Raw genomic sequence first — 19,537 nt, 5'->3', positions numbered from 1 at the left:
GTCGCGACGGAAGCCGCCACCACGGTTGTCGTCACGACGGTCGCCGCCGGAGCGGAAGCCACCGGAGGGACGGTCGTCACGGCGGAAGCCGCCACGGTCGCCACCGCGGTCGTCACGGTTGAAGCCGCCCGAGGGACGGTCGTCGCGACGGAAGCCACCGGAGGGACGGTCGCCGCCGGAGCGGAAGCCACCGGAGGGACGGTCGTCGCGGCGGAAGCCGCCACGGTCGCCACCGCGGTCGTCACGGTTGAAGCCGCCCGAGGGACGGTCGTCGCGACGGAAGCCGCCACCACGGTTGTCGTCACGACGGTCGCCGCCGGAGCGGAAGCCACCGGAGGGACGGTCGTCACGGCGGAAGCCGCCACGGTCACCACCACGGTCGCCACCGCGGTCGTCACGACGGTTGTCGCGGCGCTCGTAGTTGCCGCGGTCGTCGCGCGCCTGGAAGGACGGGCGCTCCTCGGCGGCCGGCGTGGCCGCGACGGCGGCCGCGACCTCGGCCTCGGCGGCCTCGGCCACCTCGGCGACAGCGGCCTCCGGGTCCTCGCCGCGCTCACGGGCGGAGCGGGCGACCAGGCGGTCGGCCTCCTCGCGGAGCTCGGCGGCGCGGCGCGTCAGGCGCTCGAGCTGCTTGGTGAGGTCGGCGACCTCGCGCTCGGCCTGCTTGGCGGCGTTGTTCGCGGAGTCGGCCTGGACCTCGGTGAGCGAACGCGCACCGGTGATCTCGGCGACCTCGGGGTCGAAGGCGCCGGCGCCCTGGACGATGTGGCGCGAGGCGTCGACGCCCGCGTCCTCCATCAGGCGGAAGATCTGGCGGCGCTGGTGCGGCAGGGCCAGGGAGACCACGACACCGGACTTGCCGGCACGGGCGGTACGGCCCGAGCGGTGCAGGTAGTCCTTGTGGTCGCCGGCCGGGTCCACGTTCAGGACCAGGTCGATGCCGTCGACGTGGATGCCTCGGGCGGCGACGTCGGTCGCGACGAGCGCGTTGACGTAGCCGTCCTTGAAGTCCGCGAGGACGCGGGTACGGGCGCCCTGCGTCATGCCGCCGTGCAGCGCGTCGGCCTTCACGCCGGCCTCGACGAGCTGCTCGGCGATGCGGTCGGCGCCCAGCTGGGTGCGGACGAAGATGATGGTGCGGCCCTTGCGGGCTGCGATGGCGGCCGTGACCGGCGCCTTGTCCTTCGGCTTCACGACGAGGACGTGGTGCGTCATGGTCGTGACGTTGCCCTGCGCGCTGTCGACCTCGTGCGTGACGGGGTTGGACAGGTAGCGCTTGACCAGGGTGCCGATCTCGTTCTCCATGGTGGCGGAGAAGAGCATGCGCTGGCCGCCGCCGGGGATCTGGTCGAGCAGCTCGGTGACCTCGGGCAGGAAGCCCAGGTCGGCCATCTGGTCGGCCTCGTCGAGGACGGCCACCTCGACGTTCTCCAGGGAGCAGGCGCCGCGGTTGATGATGTCGCGCAGACGGCCCGGGGTGGCGACGAGGACGTCGACGCCGCGCTCGAGGGCGTAGATCTGGTTGCCCATGGACGTACCGCCGCAGACGACCTTCATCTTGAGGCCGAGCACGTCGCCGTACGGCTGGAGGGCGTCCGCGACCTGCATCGCGAGCTCACGCGTCGGCGTGAGGATGATCGCGCGGGGCTTCTTCTTCTCGGTGTGGCCACCGGCCAGGCGGGCCAGGGTCGGCAGACCGAAGGAGAGGGTCTTGCCGGAGCCGGTGCGGCCGCGGCCGAGGATGTCCTTGCCGGCCAGGGCGTCCGGGATGGTCGCGGCCTGGATCGGGAAGGGGGAGGTGACACCGTTCTGCGCGAGCTTGCGCACGACGCCCTCGGGCAGACCGAGGTCGCCGAAGGTGATGGTGGGCTCGGCGTCGGCGTCGTCCGCCTCGGCGTCGATGGACTGGTCGGTCGTCACGTCGGCCTCAAGGGCCTCGATGATCTCGTCCGCCTCAGCGGCCTCGATCGCCTCGGTGACCACAAGGGCCTCGACGGCGTCGACGAGCTCGTTCGAGTCGTTCTCGGGCATGACGGCACGGTCAGAACTGGAAATGGACATGCGAAATGCGAAACCTTCCGGAGTCTCGGCACGCGCCCAAACTCCGTGAATCGCAAATCGACCGCCTCAATGCGGTCAGCCACGGCTAGGGAGAGTACGCGCCACACGGCGCTCTTCGGATTCGGCGCCGGGCAATGGGATCAAACGATCTATAACCATACGCACCCTCCCCCGGGTCTGGCAAGTCGCTTCGGCCAGATCCACCCTGACCTGCGACGATTCCCCCGATCCGGGAGCCCGGCGCCCTCCCGATGTCGACCCCGGGAGGGGCCCGCGGCTACGAAGAGGGCGTCGGGCTGGGGTCCGGAGCCGGGGGCGTCTGGGCCGGCGGAGTGGGCGAAGTCACGGGCGGCTGCGGGGTCGGCGACTGGGCGGGCGGCGGTGTGACCTGCGCCCCACCGGAACCCCCGCTTCCGGATCCGCCCGAGGTCGGCTGCTGTCCGCCCTGGCCGCCGGGCCCGCCACCCGGGCCGGCCGACGGCGAGGGGGCCCCGGGCCGGCCGGCGGGCGCCCCCGGGCTGGGGGAGGCCCCGGTGGCGCCGGACGCCTTGCCGTCCTCGGCCGGCCTGCCCTCCTCGCCCGCCGCACCCGGCTTCGAGCCGTGGCCGCCGCGCGCCCCCGAGCCCTTGCCGGACACGGAGCCCCCGGTCGCCTCCGCGGCCGCCTTGCGGTCCGCCGGCGAGGAGGGCCCGGGCTTCGCGCCGTCCTCGCCGACGCTCATGCAGCCCGCCGTGGCCGCGACCGCGAGCGCGGCGGCGGCCAGCCGGAGGGAAGCGGACAACTGGCGCACGGGGCACCTCCTGGGGGTCCCCCGGCGGCGGCCGGAGGTGGGCGGTCAGGGTCCGCGGAGAGCGGGTCAATGTGCCCAACTCCCTTTACCCCGTAAGGGACACGCCCTCGGAGACACCGCCCGGCCCCACGGCTCGGGCCGACAGCGGCCCCACGCCCGCGGCCTCAGGCGAACAACTGCCGCGCCACCTGCGACCCCAGCGTCACCGCACCCAGCCCCGCCAGCACCGAGGCCGCCACGTTCGCCGCCGCCAGGAACCGCCAGCCGCGCTCGTACAGCCGCAGCGTCTCGTACGAGAACGTCGAGTACGTGCTCAGCGCCCCGCAGAGCCCCGGACCCAGCAGCAGGCTCATCCGCTCGGAGGCCGCACCGGCCAGCACCGCCCCGGTCAGCACCCCGAGCACCAGGCACGCGCCTGCGTTCACCACGAACGTCCCCCACGGGAAGACCGAGTCGTGCCGCGCCTGCACCGCACGGTCCGTCAGATAGCGCAGCGGCGCCCCCACGACGGCGCCCACCACCACAAGCAGCCAGTTCACTTGAGCCTCCGCGGGCCGCTCCGTACGGGAAGACCGGCCGCGAGGCGGGTCACCGCGGCCCCGGCCCACACCGCGCCCAGCGCCGCCGCCACCGTGAGCCCGGCGTACGCCAGCGCGCGCCCCGCCTCCCCCGCGTCCAGCAGCCGCGAGAAGTCCACCGCGTACGTGGAGAACGTGGTGAACCCGCCGAGCACCCCGACCCCGGCGAACGGCCGGACCAGCGGATGCGGCGGCGTCCGGCCGCCCTCGCTGATCAGCACCATCAGCACGCCGATCAGCGCGCAGCCGATCACGTTCGTCCAGAAGGTCGTCCACGGGAAGGCCCCGGGTCCGGCGGCCGGCCACAGCAGCGAGGCCCCGTACCGCGCCGAGGCCCCGAGCGCTCCGCCCACCGCGATCGCGGCGAGCACGGGGCCCCGCCTCTCGGCGCGCTGCCCGGGCACATGGAGGTCGACGTCCGGATCGATCGCCTCCGCCGCGCCGTCCCCGCCCGGCCCGGTCACCCGTATCCCAGCGCGTGCAGCCGCTCGTCGTCGATCCCGAAGTGATGGGCGATCTCGTGCACCACGGTGACCTCCGTCTCCGCGATCACGCCCTCCCGGTCCTCGCACATCCGCAGCGTGGGGTTCCGGTAGATCGTGATCCGGTCCGGCAGCACCCCGGCGTACCACTCGCCGCGGTCCGTCAGCGGGGTCCCCTCGTAGAGACCGAGCAGCTCGGGGTCGTCCGCCGGCGGTTCGTCCTCGACGAACACCGCCACGTTGTCCATCAGCCGCGTCAGCTCCGGCGGGATGCGGTCCAGGGCCTCTGCGACGAGCTCTTCGAACTCCTCGCGCGTCATCTCCAGCACCGGGCCATTGTCCCTCCGGCGGGGGCACCTCCCGCATGCGGGGAGAAACCGTTTTGGCGATAGCTCCCCGGATCCCATATGCTTCTCACGTCCCCGACGCGCTGAAGAAGTGCCCGGCGGGCCTTTAGCCCTCATCGTCTAGTGGCCCAGGACGCCGCCCTTTCAAGGCGGTAGCACGGGTTCGAATCCCGTTGGGGGTACGCATTACCGTGTGCAAGACTTGTCTCGCACACTGCAAGGTCCTGTGGAGCAGTTGGTTAGCTCGCCACCCTGTCAAGGTGGAGGTCGCGGGTTCAAGTCCCGTCAGGATCGCTGAGGCCGGAAACGGTCTCGTGGCTGGGTAGCTCAGTTGGTACGAGCGATCGCCTGAAAAGCGATAGGTCGCCGGTTCGACCCCGGCCCCAGCCACCACAAGAAGGCCCCGTCCACCGGACGGGGCCTTCTGCGTTACCCGTTCTCCCTCTCCCGGCGTTCCCGGCCTTCCCGGCGCTCGCCGCGGCGCCACTGCGTCACGCCGACCGCCGCCGCTCCCGCCGCCACCAGCCCGAGCAGCGCCCAGTCCGGAACCGCGTCCGCCAGTGTCCGGACCCGCTGCTCCACCGCGTACGAGTCGTCCACGTCGAGCAGCCCCGGCAGCGCGCTCGCCCCGTCGTACGCGAGGAACAGCGCGCCGAGGGCGATGAAGACCAGCCCCGACAGCAGCGAGGTGGTGTGCAGCTCGAAGCGGCCCACCCGCACGGCCCGCCCGCGCAGCCAGCGCCGCCGGCCCAGGTCGAACCGCTCCCACAGCAGGGCCAGCAGGAACAGCGGTACGGCCATCCCCAACGCGTACACGGCCAGCAGCAGGCCGCCGTAGACCGGGCTGCCGCTGACCGCCGCGACGGTCAGGACGCTGCCGAGGATCGGGCCGGCGCAGAACCCGGCCAGACCGTAGACGGCGCCCAGCGCGTACACCGACAGGACGGTGGTCGGCCGGATCCGCCCCGACAGCTCCGAGATCCGCTGCGAGGCGAAGCCCAGGCCCAGGATCTGCGCGACCCCGAGCGCGATGATCAGCCAGCCGCCGGCCAGGACGAGCCCGTCGCGGTTGCCGTGGAAGAACCGCCCGGCGTACGAGCCCGCCGCGCCCAGCGGTACGAGGGTGCTCGCGAGGCCCGCGTAGAAGATCCCGGTGCGCGCCAGCAGCCGCGAGGTGGAGTCGATCGAGTACGCGAAGAACGCGGGCAGCAGCAGGGCGCTGCACGGGCTGAGCAGCGCGAGCAGCCCGCCCAGCAGCGCGGCCAGGTACCCGATGTCGCCGACGCCGGTCACCGGGCGGCCTGGCCGTCGGCCTGCCCGGCGCCCTCGGGCCGCGCCTGGGCCTTCGCCTGGGCGATCGCCGCGGCGAAGGCGTCGAGGGGCTGGGCGCCCGCGATCGGCCGGCCGTTGACCAGGAAGGACGGGGTGGAGGTGACCCCGATGCGGTAGCCCTCCTCCTGGTCCTTCCGCAGGGCGGCCGCGGCGCCTTCGCCGGCCATGTCCTGCCGGAAGCGGTCCAGGTCCGGGACCCCGGCCTCACGGGCCAGCTCCAGCAGCCGCTCCTGGCCGAAGCCCTTCTCCTTGGCCCCGTCGGCGTACGCGGCGGCGTGGAACTGCGCGAACCGGTCCTGCTGCCCCGCCGCCCATGCGGCCTTGGCGGCGGCCTCGGAGTCGGCGCCGAAGATCGGGAAGTTGCGCCACTCGATGCGCAGGGTGCCGTCCTCGACGTACTTCTTCACCAGTGCGGGTTCGGTGTCGCGGGCGAACTTGCCGCAGTAGCCGCACTTGAAGTCGGAGTACTCGATCAGCACGACGGGAGCGTCCGCCCGGCCGGCGGCCAGCTTGTCGCCGGACTCGCGGCGGGCCAGCTTCGCCAGCTCGGCGTGGACGTCGGATCCCTTGGGCGCGTCCGCGGCCGCGGAGGAGGTCCGGGCGGGCCTGTCCTCGGGCGCGGTGGCCTGCCAGGACACGATCCCGAGGGTGACGGCGGCGACCGCGACGCCGGCGGAGATCAGCAGCCGCTTGCGCGCGGATGCGGAAGAGGAAGAGGAAGAAGAACGCGGACGGGAAGGGGAAGAGGACATACGGGTGCTCCAGAGCTGCGGGTGGTGAGGGTGGACCGGCGGGAGGGCCGGTCCTCTACACCCGCATCACGGACAGCTCCACGGGGCCGGGAGCAGGCTGGTCCGGCCCCCGTACGAGCACCCGCACCGGCGCCACCCGATCCGCCCACGCCTGTTCCACGGCGGGCCGCCCCACCGGGGCGTGGGCGTGCTCCCCTCCGCTGCGGGGCGGCACGCCCGGGGCCTGGCCGTGGTCCCGGGTCCCGGGATCGCACGAGGGCCCCCGGTCGGCGGAGGCCGCGGCGTGGACCGGAGCGGCGGCCGGAGCAACGGCCGGAGCGGCCGCCGCGCCCGGAACCGGAGCCGGGACCCGAGCGGAAGCGGAACCCGCGGCCGGTAGTGCCGCCGCGGACACAGCGCACCCGACCAGCACCGCGATGACGGCAGCGAGCAGCCACCACACACCACGGACGCGGGACATGGCAGGCCTCTCACTGGGTCATCGGGTCGGTTCAGGCGATCTCGTCCCGAAATGGTACGGGGAGGGGGCACAAATGCGTTCGCCACCCGGCACCCGCGGGTGAGATCCTCGATCAGGTATGTCTACTTCCTTCGCCGCCCTGCAGACGCTTCTCGGTGAGATCTCCCTCCGTGACGCGCACCGCCTCGGCCGCCGCCTCGAAGGCGCCCGCCGCATCCGAAAGCCCGAGGCCAAGCAGGCCGTGCTCGACGAGATCGCCGCGGAGGCCGAGAAGGCCGCCGCGCGACTGGCCGGCCGTGCCTCGCGGATGCCGGAGGTCACGTATCCCGAGAACCTGCCCGTCAGCCAGAAGAAGGACGAGATCGCCGAGGCGATACGCGACCACCAGGTCGTGATCGTCGCCGGTGAGACCGGCTCCGGCAAAACCACGCAGATCCCCAAGATCTGCATGGAGCTGGGGCGCGGCGTCCGGGGCATGATCGGTCACACCCAGCCCCGCCGGATCGCCGCCCGCACGGTCGCGGAACGGATCGCCGAGGAGCTGAAGTCCGAGATCGGCCAGACGGTCGGCTGGAAGGTCCGGTTCACCGATCAGGTGGACCAGGACGCGACCTTCGTGAAGCTGATGACCGACGGCATCCTGCTCGCCGAGATCCAGACGGACCGCGAGCTGCGCGCGTACGACACGATCATCATCGACGAGGCCCACGAGCGGTCCCTCAACATCGACTTCCTGCTGGGCTACCTGTCCCAGCTGCTGCCCAAGCGCCCCGACCTCAAGGTCGTGATCACCTCGGCGACGATCGACCCGGAGCGGTTCTCCCGGCACTTCGGCGAAGCCCCGATCGTCGAGGTCAGCGGCCGTACGTACCCCGTCGAGGTGCGCTACCGACCGCTCCTGGAGGACGACAGCGAGGAGAGCGACCGCGACCAGATCACCGCGATCTGCGAGGCCGTCGACGAGCTCCAGTCCGAGGGCCCCGGCGACGTCCTGGTCTTCCTCTCCGGCGAGCGCGAGATCCGCGACACGGCGGACGCGCTGAACAAGCGGAACCTCCGCTTCACTGAGGTGCTCCCGCTCTACGCCCGCCTCTCGCACGCCGAGCAGCACCGCGTCTTCCAGCAGCACACGGGGCGCAGGATCGTTCTCGCGACCAACGTCGCAGAGACCTCCCTCACCGTCCCCGGCATCAAGTACGTGATCGACCCGGGCAACGCCCGGATCTCCCGCTACAGCCACCGCACCAAGGTGCAGCGGCTGCCCATCGAGCGGATCTCCCAGGCCAGCGCCAACCAGCGCAAGGGCCGCTGCGGCCGTACCAGCGACGGCATCTGCATCCGGCTCTACTCCGAGGACGACTTCCTCTCCCGGCCCGAGTTCACGGACGCCGAGATCCTGCGCACCAACCTGGCCTCCGTCATCCTCCAGATGACCGCGGCCGGCCTCGGCGAGATCGAGAAGTTCCCCTTCATCGACCCGCCGGACCACCGCAACATCCGCGACGGCGTCCAGCTGCTCCAGGAGCTCGGTGCGCTGGACCCGGCCGAGAAGGATCACAAGAAGCGGCTCACCCCGATGGGCCGCCAGCTCTCCCAGCTCCCCGTGGACCCCCGCCTGGCCCGCATGGTCGTCGAGGCGGACAAGAACAACTGCGTCCGCGAGGTCATGGTCATCGCGGCGGCCCTGTCCATCCAGGACCCGCGCGAGCGGCCCTCGGACAAGCAGACCCAGGCCGACCAGAACCACGCCCGCTTCAAGGACGAGACCAGCGACTTCCTCTCGTTCCTGAACATGTGGCGCTACATCCGCGAGCAGCAGAAGGAGCGCGGCTCGTCCTCGTTCCGCCGGATGTGCAAGCAGGAGTACCTGAACTTCCTGCGGATCCGCGAGTGGCAGGACATCTACTCGCAGCTGCGCACGGTCGCCAAGGGCATGGGCATCCATGTCAACGAGGCGGACGCCCCCGAGACGAGCGTGCACATCTCGCTGCTGGCCGGCCTGCTCTCGCACATCGGCCTCAAGGACACCGACAAGAACGAGTACCTGGGGGCCCGGTCCGCCAAGTTCGCGGTCTTCCCGGGCTCGGCGCTCTTCAAGAAGCAGCCGAAGTTCCTGATGTCGGCGGAGCTGGTGGAGACCTCGCGGCTGTGGGCCCGGGTCAACGCCAAGGTCGAGCCGGAGTGGGTCGAGCCGCTCGCCCAGCACCTGATCAAGCGCACGTACAGCGAGCCGCACTGGGAGAAGGACCAGGCGGCCGTCATGGCGTACGAGAAGGTCACGCTGTACGGCGTGCCGATCGTCGCCCAGCGGAAGATCAACTACGGCCGGATCGACGCCGAGGTCTCGCGCGAGCTGTTCATCCGCAACGCGCTGGTCGAGGGCGACTGGCGCACGCACCACAAGTTCTACGCCGACAACCGCAAGCTCCTCACCGAGGTGGAGGAGCTCGAGAACCGGGCGCGGCGCCGCGACATCGTGGTCGACGACGAGACCCTCTTCGACTTCTACGACCAGCGCATCCCCGACCACGTCGTGTCGGGCGCGCACTTCGACTCCTGGTGGAAGCACAAGAAGCGCGAGGAGCCCGAACTCCTCGACTTCGAGCGCGAGATGCTGCTGACCGAGAAGGCGGCCGGGGTCACCAAGGCCGACTACCCGGACTCCTGGCGCCAGGGGCAGCTCAAGTTCCGGGTGACCTATCAGTTCGAGCCCGGCGCGGACGCGGACGGCGTGACCGTCCACATCCCGCTCCAGGTGCTGAACCAGGTCACCGACGAGGGCTTCGACTGGCAGATCCCGGGCCTGCGGGAAGAGGTCGTCACCGAGCTGATCCGCTCGCTGCCGAAGCCGATCCGCCGGCACTACGTGCCCGCACCGAACTTCGCGACCCGCTTCCTGGACTCCGCGGTGCCGCTGCAGGAGCCGCTGCCGGTCACCCTGGCGCGCGAGCTCCAGCGGATGGTCGGGGTCCCGGTCACCGCCGAGGACTTCGACCTCGGCCGCATCCCGGACCACCTGAAGATCACCTTCCGGATCGTCGACGAGCGTCGCAAGAACCTCGCCGAGGACAAGGACCTGGAGGCCCTGCGGCTGAAGCTGAAGCCGAAGGCCCGCCAGGCCCTCTCCAAGGCGGCCGCCGCCACCGCCGAGCGCGCGGGCGGGGAGTCGCTGGAGCGCACCGGGCTGACCGACTGGACGATCGGCACGCTGACCAAGGTCTTCGAGACCCGGCGGGCCGGACAGCCGGTGAAGGCGTACCCGGCGCTGGTGGACGAGGGCACGAGCGTGTCCGTACGGCTCTTCGACACGGAGGCCGAGCAGCAGCAGGCGATGTGGCTGGGCACGCGGCGGCTCATCCTGCTGAACATCCCGGTGAACCCGGCGAAGTTCGCCTCGGACCACCTGACCAACCAGCAGAAGCTGGCCCTGTCCCGCAATCCGCACGGCTCCATCCAGGCGCTGTTCGACGACTGCGCGACCGCCGCGGCCGACAAGCTGATCGCCGACCACGGCGGCCCGGCCTGGGACGAGGCGTCCTTCCGCGCCCTCTACGAGGCCGTCCGCGCCGACCTGGTGGACACGACCGTGCGGACGGTGGCCCAGGTGCAGCAGGTCCTGGCCGCCTGGCAGGCCTGTGAGCGCCGTCTGAAGGCCACGAACAGCCTGGCCCTGGTGGCGAACGTGCAGGACGTCAGGACGCAGCTGGCGGCCCTCGTGCCGGCGGGCTTCGTGACCCTGACGGGCCTGCGCCGGCTGCCGGACCTGATGCGGTACCTGGTGGCGGTGGACCGGCGGCTCCAGCAGATGCCGACGGGCGCCCAGCGCGACACCACGCGCATGCAGAAGGTGCACGAGATGCAGGACGAGTACGCGTGGCTGCTGGAGCAGTTGCCGAAGGGTCGGCCGGTGCCGTCCGCGGTCACCGACATCCGCTGGATGATCGAGGAACTGCGGGTCAGCTACTTCGCGCACGCGCTCGGGACGGCGTACCCGATCTCCGACAAGCGCATCGTGAAGGCGGTGGACGCGGCGGCCCCCGGACCGGCCCGCTGATCGGGTTCGACTGCACCCCCTGAGCTGGGGTACAGTCTGATTCGCAGCCGCCGAGCGGCCGCAAATCAAGGACCTGTGGAGCAGTTGGTTAGCTCGCCACCCTGTCAAGGTGGAGGTCGCGGGTTCAAGTCCCGTCAGGTTCGCAAGAAGAGCAGGGCCCGCATCCTCGAGATGCGGGCCCTGCTTCGTTTGCCCCTCCGGGAACGCCCGGGCCCCGGGGGACGCCCGGGCCTCCGGGAACCTCCCCGGGCCTCCGGAGCACCCCGGCCTCCTGGGGCACCCGGCGAAAGATCCCCCGTCCGCATGAGGCACTCTGCGACACACGTCCCCTTACGGGTGCATTGCGGGTTGCACAAGAGTTACTGCCTGTGACGGGAGTCACCACATGAGTTTTTGAGACTCGCACATTTATCGCACCCATACGCGCGCTCAATTTAATATGTGCAATGGCACCCACCCTGTGGGCCTCCCGCGCGGACCCGGCCCCACCCCCCTCCGGGCATAAAAAAGGATCGCGCTGGACCCGGCGGAGTCCAGCGCGATCCGACGACAAGAACCTGTTGGGGCAGGTCCAGGCGTTTGAAGACTTTGGGTTTCATCGGATTGGGGGACCCGATTCAAGCCCGGTAAAGCGGGGTGCTTGCGCGACCTCAGGCCTCGCTGCGCTGCTGCGGAATTCCCGCGAGCAGAGCGCGAACCTCGGCCTCGCGGTATCGGCGGTGTCCACCCAGGGTGCGGATGGACGTGAGCTTGCCAGCCTTGGCCCAGCGGGTGACCGTCTTCGGGTCCACGCGGAACATCGTGGCAACCTCAGCCGGGGTCAGCAGCGGCTCGGCATCAGGGGTGCGAGCGGTCATGAGCGGCCTCCTCGGGAGAACCGAACCATCTCGGTTCTTTCCTCTAAATTCTGCACCTTGGCCCGCGTTGCCCGAAATGGACATACGCGGGCCGAGTCGGTTATAGGACGAACGGCTTGTCCTCGGCACTACAACTACACCATCCGTCCAGCCGTGACGGCCAAACCGATGGAATTGCCCTCCGAGGTGTTCATCAGCGGCGGAAGCCGATGGACCGTCCCATAACGGACAGTCACCCCACTGTGACGATCAGTCACAGAGCGATCAGGAGTCGTCAGGACCCCCCGTAGAGTGCAATGCCGAGCATTCCGCCCAAAGTTGGGTGGAAGGAACCCTCCCCGGACTCCTTGTCCTATTTTGGCACGAGGGTAGGGGAAGGGCGCAAGGGTGTAGATAGTGCGGTCCGTCACGCTTGAGTCAATGGCCCGTATCGGGACGTAGGTCCTGGAACTAAGGCCCGAAAGCGCCGCGATCAAGAAATCGGGGGGCCCGCTCGGGGGTCAGTTGGCGAACAGTCTCTCCCGGACCTCCCGCCAGCGCTCCGCCAGCTCCGCGTACGTCTGCGCCGCCGCCGTCCCGTTCCCGGCCCGCAGCGCCGCGATCCCCGCCGCCACGTCCCGGGCCGACCGGTCGGTGCGCAGCCGGTCCGCCGGCAGGGCGTGCACCAGGCCCCCGTAGTCCAGCTCGACCATCGAGCGCGGGTGGAACTCCTCCAGCCAGCTGCCGACGTCCACCAGCCCCTCCGCGAGCCCTGCGTACCCCTCGGCCTCCCGCAGGATGCGCAGCGCCCGGGCGAGCCGCCGCCGGGCCTGCACCATCGGCGTCCGGTAGCGCATCCGCTCGCCCGGCAGGTACTCCCGCTCCTCGTCGGCCACCAGCACGAACCAGCGCAGCGGCACCTGCCACACCCCGGTGCGGATCCACGGGCGCGCGTCCGGGTTCCGCTCGCGCCAGCGCTCGTACTCCTCCGTCGCACGCCGCCGCGCGCCCGGCGGGAGGGCCGCGTCCAGGACCGGGAGCGGGAACTGGTCGACGAGCTCCTGGAGCGCCAGCCAGCCGCGCAGTCTGGTCCGCCACGGGCAGACCAGCAGCACCCCGTCCACCTCCGCCGTGAAGGCGTCCGCGCTCTCGTGCGCCGGCACCCCCACCACCGGGACCCGGACCAAGTCGGAGAGGGAGCGTCGCAGTTCGTCCTGGGCCGTCGCCACCACCCCGCGCCGGGCGTACGAGGCCCAGTGCGTGCGCTCCGGCTCCGCGAAGGCCGCCAAGGGCTCGTAGACGCGCAGGTAGGAGGCGTACGGGACGGTCGGCGCCGAGCGCGCCGCGGGCAGCTTGGGGTCGGAGGATTCGCTCACGCTCTCGTACTCCCCCGCCCCGCCGGGAGCTACTCGCCGGGCGCCGGCCTGCCGCCGGCCCGGCCCCCGGCGGGCCCCCGGCGGGAGGCCCCCGCACCCCGGGAGTGTCCCGATCTCCGGACAGGTCACCTGCGCACGGCCCGCAGGTCTTACTCTGCTCCCAGCACGCCCTCCCCCACCCGCAGGGCGGGCGTCATTCCGCCGCATCTCTTCCATGGGAGTCACCACCGTGACCGAAATGACCGACGGCGTCCTGCACACCCTGTTCCGCACGGAACAGGGCGGCCACGAGCAAGTCGTGCTGTGCCAGGACCGAGCCTCCGGCCTGAAGGCCGTCATCGCGATCCACTCCACCGCCCTGGGCCCCGCCCTCGGCGGTACGCGCTTCCACGCGTACGCCTCGGACGAGGAGGCCGTCCTCGACGCGCTGAACCTCTCGCGCGGCATGTCGTACAAGAACGCCCTCGCCGGTCTCGACCTCGGCGGCGGCAAGGCCGTCATCATCGGCGACCCCGACGTACTGAAGTCCGAGGAACTGCTGCTGGCCTACGGCCGGTTCGTGGAGTCCCTCGGCGGCCGCTACGTCACGGCCTGCGACGTCGGCACGTACGTGGCGGACATGGACGTCGTGGCCCGCGAGACCCGCTGGGCGACCGGCCGCTCCCCCGAGAACGGCGGCGCCGGCGACTCCTCGGTCCTCACCGCCTTCGGCGTCTTCCAGGGCATGCGGGCCAGCGCCCAGCACCTGTGGGGCGACCCGACGCTGCGCGGCCGCAAGGTCGCCGTGGCCGGCGTGGGCAAGGTCGGCCACTACCTGGTCGAGCACCTCCTGGAGGACGGCGCCGAGGTCGTGATCACGGACGTGCGCGAGGAGTCCCTGCGCCGCGTCCTCGACAAGCACCCGCAGGTCACCGTCGCTGCCGACACGGACGCGCTGATCCGCACCGAGGGCCTGGACATCTACGCCCCCTGCGCCCTCGGCGGCGCGCTGAACGACGAGTCGGTACCGGCCCTGACCGCCAAGGTCGTGTGCGGCGCCGCGAACAACCAGCTCGCCCACCCGGGCGTGGAGAAGGACCTCGCGGACCGCGGGATCCTCTACGCGCCCGACTACGTGGTGAACGCGGGCGGGGTCATCCAGGTCGCCGACGAGCTGCACGGCTTCGACTTCGACCGCTGCAAGGCGAAGGCGACGAAGATCTTCGACACCACGCTGGAGATCTTCGCTCGTGCGAAGGCGGACGGCATCCCGCCGGCCGCGGCGGCCGACCGGATCGCCGAGCAGCGGATGGCGGACGCCCGCGCGGCGAAGGCCGCGAAGGGCGCCTCCGCGACCCTGTAACACCCCCTGCGTGCGCCCGCCGGGGTTGCGGCGAGACGGAACTCACTGCACTTCGGCGGGTCGCCCGCCAGGAAAGGGTTAAAATCGCAGCTGACCAGCGAGGACGGGGCGCCTCATTGGTCCTGCTCCGGGGCACGTCATGCGGGCGGCGTACCGTATGGCCGCGGAAGCAGGTACCGTTAAACCCCTACGGACGGTCTCTCCACGGAGAGCCCGCTCCGAACCATGAACGCGTGTCAGACTCTGGGGCCGTCGAGCCCCGTCACCGAGGGGGTCGAGCCATGGGGCGCGGCCGGGCCAAGGCCAAGCAGACAAAGGTCGCCCGCCAGCTGAAGTACAACAGCGGCGGGACTGACCTCTCGCGTCTGGCCAATGAGCTGGGCGCATCGCCGACGGATCCGCTGCTGCCTGTCAGCGAGCCGGTCGAAGTCGATGACGATCTGGATGACGACGACGACCCGTACGCCAAGTACGCGGATCTGTACAACAGCGATGACGACGACGAGGACGACGAGTCCGGTCCGTCGGCACAGCGTCGCGGCGCTTGACGCTTTTTCGCGTCTGCACGAAAGCAACAAACACTGAAACCCGGTCCGGGGCCTCGCCCCCGGACCGGGTTTCAGTGTTGCCCCGGCCGTCTCAGCTCGCGTAGGAACCGGTCAGGGTCGCGCCCTCGGTACGGTCCTCGCGGTCCAGGATCTCGCCCGCGACCCAGGCGTCCACGCCCCGGTCGGCCAGCGCGGTCAGCGCCACGTCCACCGACTCCTGCGGGACCACGGCCATCATGCCGACGCCCATGTTCAGGGTCTTCTCCAGCTCCAGCGGCTCCACCCGACCGGCCTTGCCGACCAGGTCGAAGATCGCGCCGGGGGCCCAGGTCGAACGGTCGACCGTGGCGTGCAGGTGGTCCGGGATGACCCGGGCCAGGTTCGCCGCGAGGCCGCCGCCGGTGATGTGCGAGTAGGCGTGGACCTCGGCCGTACGGGTGAGAGCCATGCAGTCCAGCGAGTAGATCTTGGTGGGCTCCAGGAGCTCCTCGCCGAGGGTCCGGCCGAGCTCCTCCACGTGCTGGTCGAGCGACATGCCGGCGCGGTCGAAAAGGACGTGCCGGACCAGCGAGTACCCGTTCGAGTGAAGGCCGGACGATGCCATCGCGATGACGGCGTCACCCGTACGGATGCGATCCGCGCCGAGGAGGCGGTCGTACTCGACGACACCGGTGCCGGCGCCCGCCACGTCGAAGTCGTCCGGGCCCAGCAGACCCGGGTGCTCGGCGGTCTCGCCGCCCACGAGGGCGCAGCCGGCGAGGACGCAGCCCTCGGCGATGCCCTTGACGATCGCCGCGACACGCTCGGGGTGGACCTTGCCCACGCAGATGTAGTCGGTCATGAAGAGCGGCTCGGCGCCGCACACGACGATGTCGTCCATGACCATCGCGACGAGGTCGTGGCCGATGGTGTCGTACACGCCGAGCTGGCGGGCGATGTCCACCTTGGTGCCGACGCCGTCGGTCGCGGAGGCCAGCAGCGGGCGCTCGTAGCGCTTGAGGGCGGAGGCGTCGAAGAGGCCGGCGAATCCGCCGAGGCCGCCGAGGACCTCGGGGCGCTGTGTCTTCTTCACCCACTCCTTCATCAGTTCGACCGCGCGGTCTCCGGCTTCGATGTCCACGCCCGCGGCTGCGTAGCTGGCACCGGTGGTCTTCTCTGTCATGACAGGGAGAGCTTTCGTGTCGTTACTGCGGGTGGTGCCGGGCCCTGGGAGAAGCACTCGTAAAGACAGGGCCCGGCGCAGGTGGAGCCGGGGTCGCGGGTCGCGGCGCTACGGGCGCCGGAGCGCGTCGGCGGCGTCGGTGCCGCCGGCCAGCTCGCTCTCCAGGAGCTGCTTGCCCAGGAGCTGCGGGTCGGGCAGCTCCATGGGGTACTCGCCGTCGAAGCAGGCACGGCAGAGGTTGGGCTTCTGGATGGTCGTCGCCTCGATCATCGAGTCGAGCGAGATGTACGAGAGCGAGTCCGCGCCGAGCGACGTGGCGATCTCGTCGACCGTCATGCCGTTGGCGATCAGCTCGGCCCGGGTGGCGAAGTCGATGCCGAAGAAGCACGGCCACTTCACCGGCGGCGAGGAGATCCGGATGTGGACCTCCGCCGCGCCGGCCTCGCGGAGCATCTTGACCAGGGCGCGCTGGGTGTTGCCGCGGACGATCGAGTCGTCGACGACCACCAGGCGCTTGCCCCGGATGACTTCCTTGAGGGGGTTGAGCTTCAGCCGGATGCCCAGCTGGCGGATCGTCTGCGAGGGCTGGATGAAGGTCCGGCCCACGTAGGCGTTCTTGACCAGGCCGGAGCCGTACGGGATCCCGCTCGCCTCGGCGTAGCCGACTGCGGCGGGCGTGCCGGATTCCGGTGTCGCTATCACCAGGTCGGCGTCGACGGGGGCTTCCTTGGCCAGGCGCCGGCCCATCTCGACACGCGAGAGGTAGACGTTCCGGCCGGCGATGTCGGTGTCCGGGCGCGCCAGGTAGACGTACTCGAAGACACAGCCCTTGGGCTTTGCTTCCGCGAAGCGAGAGGTGCGCAGACCGTTCTCGTCGATCGCGATGAGCTCGCCCGGCTCGACCTCGCGGACGAAGCTGGCGCCGCAGATGTCGAGGGCGGCGGTCTCGCTCGCGACCACCCAGCCGCGCTCCAGGCGGCCGAGGACCAGCGGGCGGATGCCCTGCGGGTCACGGGCGGTGTAGAGCGTTCCCTCGTCCATGAACACGAGCGAGAAGGCGCCCTTGACCTTCGGGAGGACCTTGGTGGCCGACTCCTCGATCGTCAGGGGCTTGCCGTCGTCGTCCGTCTGGCCGGCCAGCAGGGCGGTGACCAGGTCGGTGTCGTTGGTGGCCGCCACCTGGGTGGCGCGGCCGTCCTGACGGGGGAGGTCGGCGACCATCTCGGCGAGCTCGGCGGTGTTCACCAGGTTGCCGTTGTGACCCAGGGCAATGGAGCCGTGGGCGGTCGCGCGGAAAGTGGGCTGCGCGTTCTCCCAGACGGAGGCTCCGGTGGTCGAGTAGCGGGCGTGACCGACCGCGATATGACCCTGGAGCGAGCCGAGAGAGGTTTCGTCGAAGACTTGGGAAACGAGGCCCATGTCCTTGAAGACGAGGATCTGGGAACCGTTGCTCACAGCGATTCCCGCGGACTCTTGTCCACGGTGCTGCAACGCATACAGTCCGAAGTAGGTGAGCTTGGCGACCTCTTCACCCGGAGCCCAGACACCGAAGACGCCGCAAGCGTCCTGGGGGCCCTTTTCGCCGGGGAGCAGGTCGTGGTTGAGTCGTCCATCACCACGAGGCACGCTTCCGAGTGTAGGCGAGATCGACCACTGGTCCGAATTGGGGATGGCCGGGAAATGTCACAGCACAGAGGGTGACGACGTGACTCTGTCTCGCTATTCGGAGCCTTTGTTGACATCTACGAAGGTATTCGTACAGGCTCTCGCCTCATGCAGCCTCTCGGTGACCGTTCCGTCACCCTCGTCGAGCGCCGCCACGTAGACCTGGTCCGTGTCGCGAGCGCCATCTGTCGCTGTTCTGCGTAGCCACAACTCTCCCTCCCCTTTCTCCCTTTCGCTCCGCCGAGCCCCGCCCCGCCGTGCCGCGCGCCGTCCCGCGCCCGCCCGGGGCGGGGCCGCCGAGCCGTGCCTTGGAGTACTCGTGTCTTCGTACAACAGCAATCTGTCCCGCCGGGCCTTCGGAAGCGCCGTCGGAGCGACCGCCGCGGCCGCCGCGGTGGGGCTCGGGGCCGGCCCGGCCGCCGCCGCCTCCGACGTCGCTCCGACCGGCCCCGAGGAGCGTCCGTTCCAGGCCGCCCGCGGCCGCCGTTCGCGGCGTCCGAACGTCCTGTTCATCCTCGGCGACGACCTGGGCTGGGCCGACCTCTCCTCGTACGGTTCCCCGCACATCAAGACCCCGAACCTCGACCGGCTCGCCCGCCAGGGGGTCCGCTTCACCGACGCCTACTCCGGCTCCGCCACCTGCTCCCCGACCCGGTTCAGCCTGTACACGGGCCGCTACCCGGGCCGGACCGCGGGCGGGCTCGCGGAGCCCATCGCCGACAAGTCGGCGGGCCTGGAGCCGACCCACCCGACGCTCGCCTCGCTGCTGCGCGCCTCCGGCTACGCGACCGCGCTGATCGGCAAGTGGCACTGCGGCTACCTGCCCGACTACAGCCCCACCAAGTCGGGCTGGGACGAGTTCTTCGGGAACTTCGGCGGGGCCCTGGAGTACTACTCCAAGCTGGGCCTGGGCGGGGAGTACGACCTCTACGAGGGCGACGCCGAGTACAAGGACCTGCGCTACTACACGCGGATCCTGACCGAGCGCGCGAGCGAGTACGTCTCCCGCGACCACCACGGCAAGCCCTGGCTGCTGAACCTCAACTTCACCACCCCGCACTGGCCCTGGATCGCCGACGGGGACACCGCGGCGAGCGCCGAGGTCGAGCGGCGGATCAAGGCGGGCGACGCGCGGGCCCTGTGGCACCAGGACGGCGGCTCCGTCGAGAAGTACAAGCAGATGGTCGAGGACCTCGACCGCTCGGTCGGCCAGGTCCTGAAGGCCCTCGAGCGTTCCGGCCAGTCGGACGACACCCTGGTCTTCTTCTCCAGCGACAACGGCGGCGAGCGCTTCTCCTACAACTGGCCGCTCTCGGGCAACAAGGCCTCCCTGCAGGAGGGCGGGATCCGGGTGCCGAACATCGTGCGCTGGCCCGCCCGGATCGACGGCGGCCAGGTCAGCCGGGTTCCGGTGTTCACCCCGGACTGGACGGCGACCCTGCTGGAGCTGGCCGGGACCCGGCCGGACCCGGCCCACCCGCTGGACGGGGTGAGCCTGGCCGGATACCTGCTGCGCGGCGAGAGGCCCGCGGAGCGGAACCTGTTCTGGCGGGTGCGCGGGGAGCGGGCCCTGCGCCGCGGCGACTGGAAGTACTACCGCGGCAAGACCGGCCGGGACCAGCTGTTCAACCTGGCCGGGGACGTCCGGGAACAGGCCGACAGGGCGGCCCTGGAGCCGGCCCGGCTGGCGGAGCTGCGCGCGGCCTGGGAGAAGGTGGACGCGGGGCTGCTGCCGTACCCGGGCTGACGGGA

The 19,537-nt window shown here is 70.9% G+C and carries 17 protein-coding genes and 4 tRNA genes; 9 read left to right on the top strand and 12 right to left on the bottom strand.

What is annotated here, in order from left to right:
* From ACFY1T_RS11040 to ACFY1T_RS11020, 5 genes are all read right to left on the bottom strand, one after another.
* The coding region (locus ACFY1T_RS11040) for a DEAD/DEAH box helicase (protein WP_390787879.1) at nucleotides 1-2,061 on the bottom strand (2,061 nt) is incomplete at its 3' end.
* Nucleotides 2,062-2,338: 277 nt separating this feature from the next.
* A complete protein-coding gene (locus ACFY1T_RS11035; protein ID WP_390787878.1) occupies nucleotides 2,339-2,851 on the bottom strand; it encodes a hypothetical protein in 513 nt (170 codons plus the stop codon).
* Nucleotides 2,852-3,015: 164 nt separating this feature from the next.
* Nucleotides 3,016-3,390, bottom strand: coding sequence for a fluoride efflux transporter FluC (locus ACFY1T_RS11030; RefSeq protein ID WP_390787877.1), 375 nt, complete (start codon nucleotides 3,388-3,390; stop codon nucleotides 3,016-3,018).
* Nucleotides 3,387-3,893, bottom strand: coding sequence for a fluoride efflux transporter FluC (locus tag ACFY1T_RS11025; protein WP_390787876.1), 507 nt, complete (start codon nucleotides 3,891-3,893; stop codon nucleotides 3,387-3,389). The genes ACFY1T_RS11030 and ACFY1T_RS11025 overlap by 4 nt, the downstream gene beginning before the upstream one ends.
* Nucleotides 3,890-4,240: a metallopeptidase family protein gene (locus ACFY1T_RS11020; protein WP_390787875.1), complete on the bottom strand. Its 351-nt coding sequence runs from the start codon at nucleotides 4,238-4,240 to the stop codon at nucleotides 3,890-3,892. The genes ACFY1T_RS11025 and ACFY1T_RS11020 overlap by 4 nt, the downstream gene beginning before the upstream one ends.
* Nucleotides 4,241-4,367: 127 nt before the next feature.
* Here ACFY1T_RS11020 and ACFY1T_RS11015 point away from each other — a divergent pair.
* The 3 genes from ACFY1T_RS11015 (at nucleotide 4,368) to ACFY1T_RS11005 (ending at nucleotide 4,651) form a co-directional block, all read left to right on the top strand.
* Nucleotides 4,368-4,440 (top strand) — tRNA-Glu (locus ACFY1T_RS11015).
* A 38-nt stretch (nucleotides 4,441-4,478) separates the two neighbouring features.
* Nucleotides 4,479-4,552: transfer RNA gene (locus tag ACFY1T_RS11010), tRNA-Asp, on the top strand.
* A 22-nt stretch (nucleotides 4,553-4,574) separates the two neighbouring features.
* Nucleotides 4,575-4,651, top strand: a tRNA-Phe gene (locus ACFY1T_RS11005).
* A 36-nt stretch (nucleotides 4,652-4,687) separates the two neighbouring features.
* Here the strand turns inward: ACFY1T_RS11005 and ACFY1T_RS11000 are convergent.
* The 3 genes from ACFY1T_RS11000 to ACFY1T_RS10990 are packed head-to-tail and all read right to left on the bottom strand — an operon-like array spanning nucleotide 4,688 to nucleotide 6,802.
* Nucleotides 4,688-5,551 carry a cytochrome c biogenesis CcdA family protein gene (locus ACFY1T_RS11000; protein ID WP_390787874.1) on the bottom strand — a complete coding sequence of 288 codons (864 nt, stop codon included), beginning with the start codon at nucleotides 5,549-5,551 and terminating at the stop codon, nucleotides 4,688-4,690.
* Nucleotides 5,548-6,342, bottom strand: a complete 795-nt coding sequence (locus ACFY1T_RS10995) for a DsbA family protein (RefSeq protein ID WP_390787873.1) — start codon at nucleotides 6,340-6,342, stop codon at nucleotides 5,548-5,550. Before ACFY1T_RS10995 ends, ACFY1T_RS11000 begins: the two co-directional genes overlap by 4 nt.
* Nucleotides 6,343-6,397: 55 nt before the next feature.
* Nucleotides 6,398-6,802, bottom strand: coding sequence for a hypothetical protein (locus ACFY1T_RS10990; protein WP_390787872.1), 405 nt, complete (start codon nucleotides 6,800-6,802; stop codon nucleotides 6,398-6,400).
* Nucleotides 6,803-6,920: 118 nt separating this feature from the next.
* On the opposite strand from ACFY1T_RS10990, the gene hrpA reads away from it, so the two are divergent.
* Together hrpA and ACFY1T_RS10980 are read left to right on the top strand one after the other, a co-directional pair.
* A complete protein-coding gene (hrpA, locus tag ACFY1T_RS10985; protein ID WP_390787871.1) occupies nucleotides 6,921-10,856 on the top strand; it encodes an ATP-dependent RNA helicase HrpA in 3,936 nt (1,311 codons plus the stop codon).
* 69 nt (nucleotides 10,857-10,925) lie between these two features.
* Nucleotides 10,926-10,999, top strand: a tRNA-Asp gene (locus ACFY1T_RS10980).
* 507 nt (nucleotides 11,000-11,506) lie between these two features.
* Here the strand turns inward: ACFY1T_RS10980 and bldC are convergent.
* Nucleotides 11,507-11,713 carry a developmental transcriptional regulator BldC gene (bldC, locus tag ACFY1T_RS10975; RefSeq protein WP_003949541.1) on the bottom strand — a complete coding sequence of 69 codons (207 nt, stop codon included), beginning with the start codon at nucleotides 11,711-11,713 and terminating at the stop codon, nucleotides 11,507-11,509.
* A 500-nt stretch (nucleotides 11,714-12,213) separates the two neighbouring features.
* Nucleotides 12,214-13,068: a hypothetical protein gene (locus ACFY1T_RS10970; RefSeq protein WP_390787870.1), complete on the bottom strand. Its 855-nt coding sequence runs from the start codon at nucleotides 13,066-13,068 to the stop codon at nucleotides 12,214-12,216.
* Between the two features lie 229 nt (nucleotides 13,069-13,297).
* On the opposite strand from ACFY1T_RS10970, the gene ACFY1T_RS10965 reads away from it, so the two are divergent.
* Nucleotides 13,298-14,410, top strand: a complete 1,113-nt coding sequence (locus ACFY1T_RS10965; RefSeq protein ID WP_390787869.1) for a Leu/Phe/Val dehydrogenase — start codon at nucleotides 13,298-13,300, stop codon at nucleotides 14,408-14,410.
* A gap of 281 nt (nucleotides 14,411-14,691) precedes the next feature.
* A complete protein-coding gene (locus tag ACFY1T_RS10960; protein WP_030857985.1) occupies nucleotides 14,692-14,958 on the top strand; it encodes a DUF3073 domain-containing protein in 267 nt (88 codons plus the stop codon).
* Between the two features lie 91 nt (nucleotides 14,959-15,049).
* Here the strand turns inward: ACFY1T_RS10960 and purM are convergent, their stop codons facing one another.
* Both purM and purF read right to left on the bottom strand, forming a co-directional pair.
* Nucleotides 15,050-16,120 carry a phosphoribosylformylglycinamidine cyclo-ligase gene (purM, locus tag ACFY1T_RS10955; protein ID WP_390787868.1) on the bottom strand — a complete coding sequence of 357 codons (1,071 nt, stop codon included), beginning with the start codon at nucleotides 16,118-16,120 and terminating at the stop codon, nucleotides 15,050-15,052.
* Nucleotides 16,121-16,228: 108 nt separating this feature from the next.
* A complete protein-coding gene (gene purF / locus ACFY1T_RS10950) occupies nucleotides 16,229-17,746 on the bottom strand; it encodes an amidophosphoribosyltransferase (protein WP_030160137.1) in 1,518 nt (505 codons plus the stop codon).
* 147 nt (nucleotides 17,747-17,893) lie between these two features.
* Between purF and ACFY1T_RS10945 the strand changes: the two genes are divergently transcribed.
* Both ACFY1T_RS10945 and ACFY1T_RS10940 read left to right on the top strand, forming a co-directional pair.
* A complete protein-coding gene (locus ACFY1T_RS10945) occupies nucleotides 17,894-17,989 on the top strand; it encodes a putative leader peptide (protein WP_350325720.1) in 96 nt (31 codons plus the stop codon).
* Nucleotides 17,990-18,104: 115 nt separating this feature from the next.
* Nucleotides 18,105-19,532: a sulfatase-like hydrolase/transferase gene (locus tag ACFY1T_RS10940; RefSeq protein WP_390787867.1), complete on the top strand. Its 1,428-nt coding sequence runs from the start codon at nucleotides 18,105-18,107 to the stop codon at nucleotides 19,530-19,532.
* The last annotated feature ends 5 nt before the right edge of the window (nucleotides 19,533-19,537 follow it).

It is taken from the genome of Streptomyces sp. NPDC001194, assembly GCF_042896985.1.
Classification (GTDB): domain Bacteria; phylum Actinomycetota; class Actinomycetes; order Streptomycetales; family Streptomycetaceae; genus Streptomyces.
The sequence above is the reverse complement of the archived record's forward strand: the minus strand, read 5'-3'. Positions and strand labels throughout refer to the sequence as shown.

Bases quoted from the DNA above. Each gene is read 5' to 3' on its own strand.
- ACFY1T_RS10990 (WP_390787872.1), bottom strand. From the start codon at position 6,802: ATGTCCCGCGTCCGTGGTGTGTGGTGGCTGCTCGCTGCCGTCATCGCG.
- ACFY1T_RS10960 (WP_030857985.1), top strand. From the start codon at position 14,692: ATGGGGCGCGGCCGGGCCAAGGCCAAGCAGACAAAGGTCGCCCGCCAG.
- ACFY1T_RS10945 (WP_350325720.1), top strand. From the start codon at position 17,894: ATGCAGCCTCTCGGTGACCGTTCCGTCACCCTCGTCGAGCGCCGCCAC.
- hrpA (WP_390787871.1), top strand. From the start codon at position 6,921: ATGTCTACTTCCTTCGCCGCCCTGCAGACGCTTCTCGGTGAGATCTCC.
- ACFY1T_RS10995 (WP_390787873.1), bottom strand. From the start codon at position 6,342: ATGTCCTCTTCCCCTTCCCGTCCGCGTTCTTCTTCCTCTTCCTCTTCC.
- purM (WP_390787868.1), bottom strand. From the start codon at position 16,120: ATGACAGAGAAGACCACCGGTGCCAGCTACGCAGCCGCGGGCGTGGAC.
- bldC (WP_003949541.1), bottom strand. From the start codon at position 11,713: ATGACCGCTCGCACCCCTGATGCCGAGCCGCTGCTGACCCCGGCTGAG.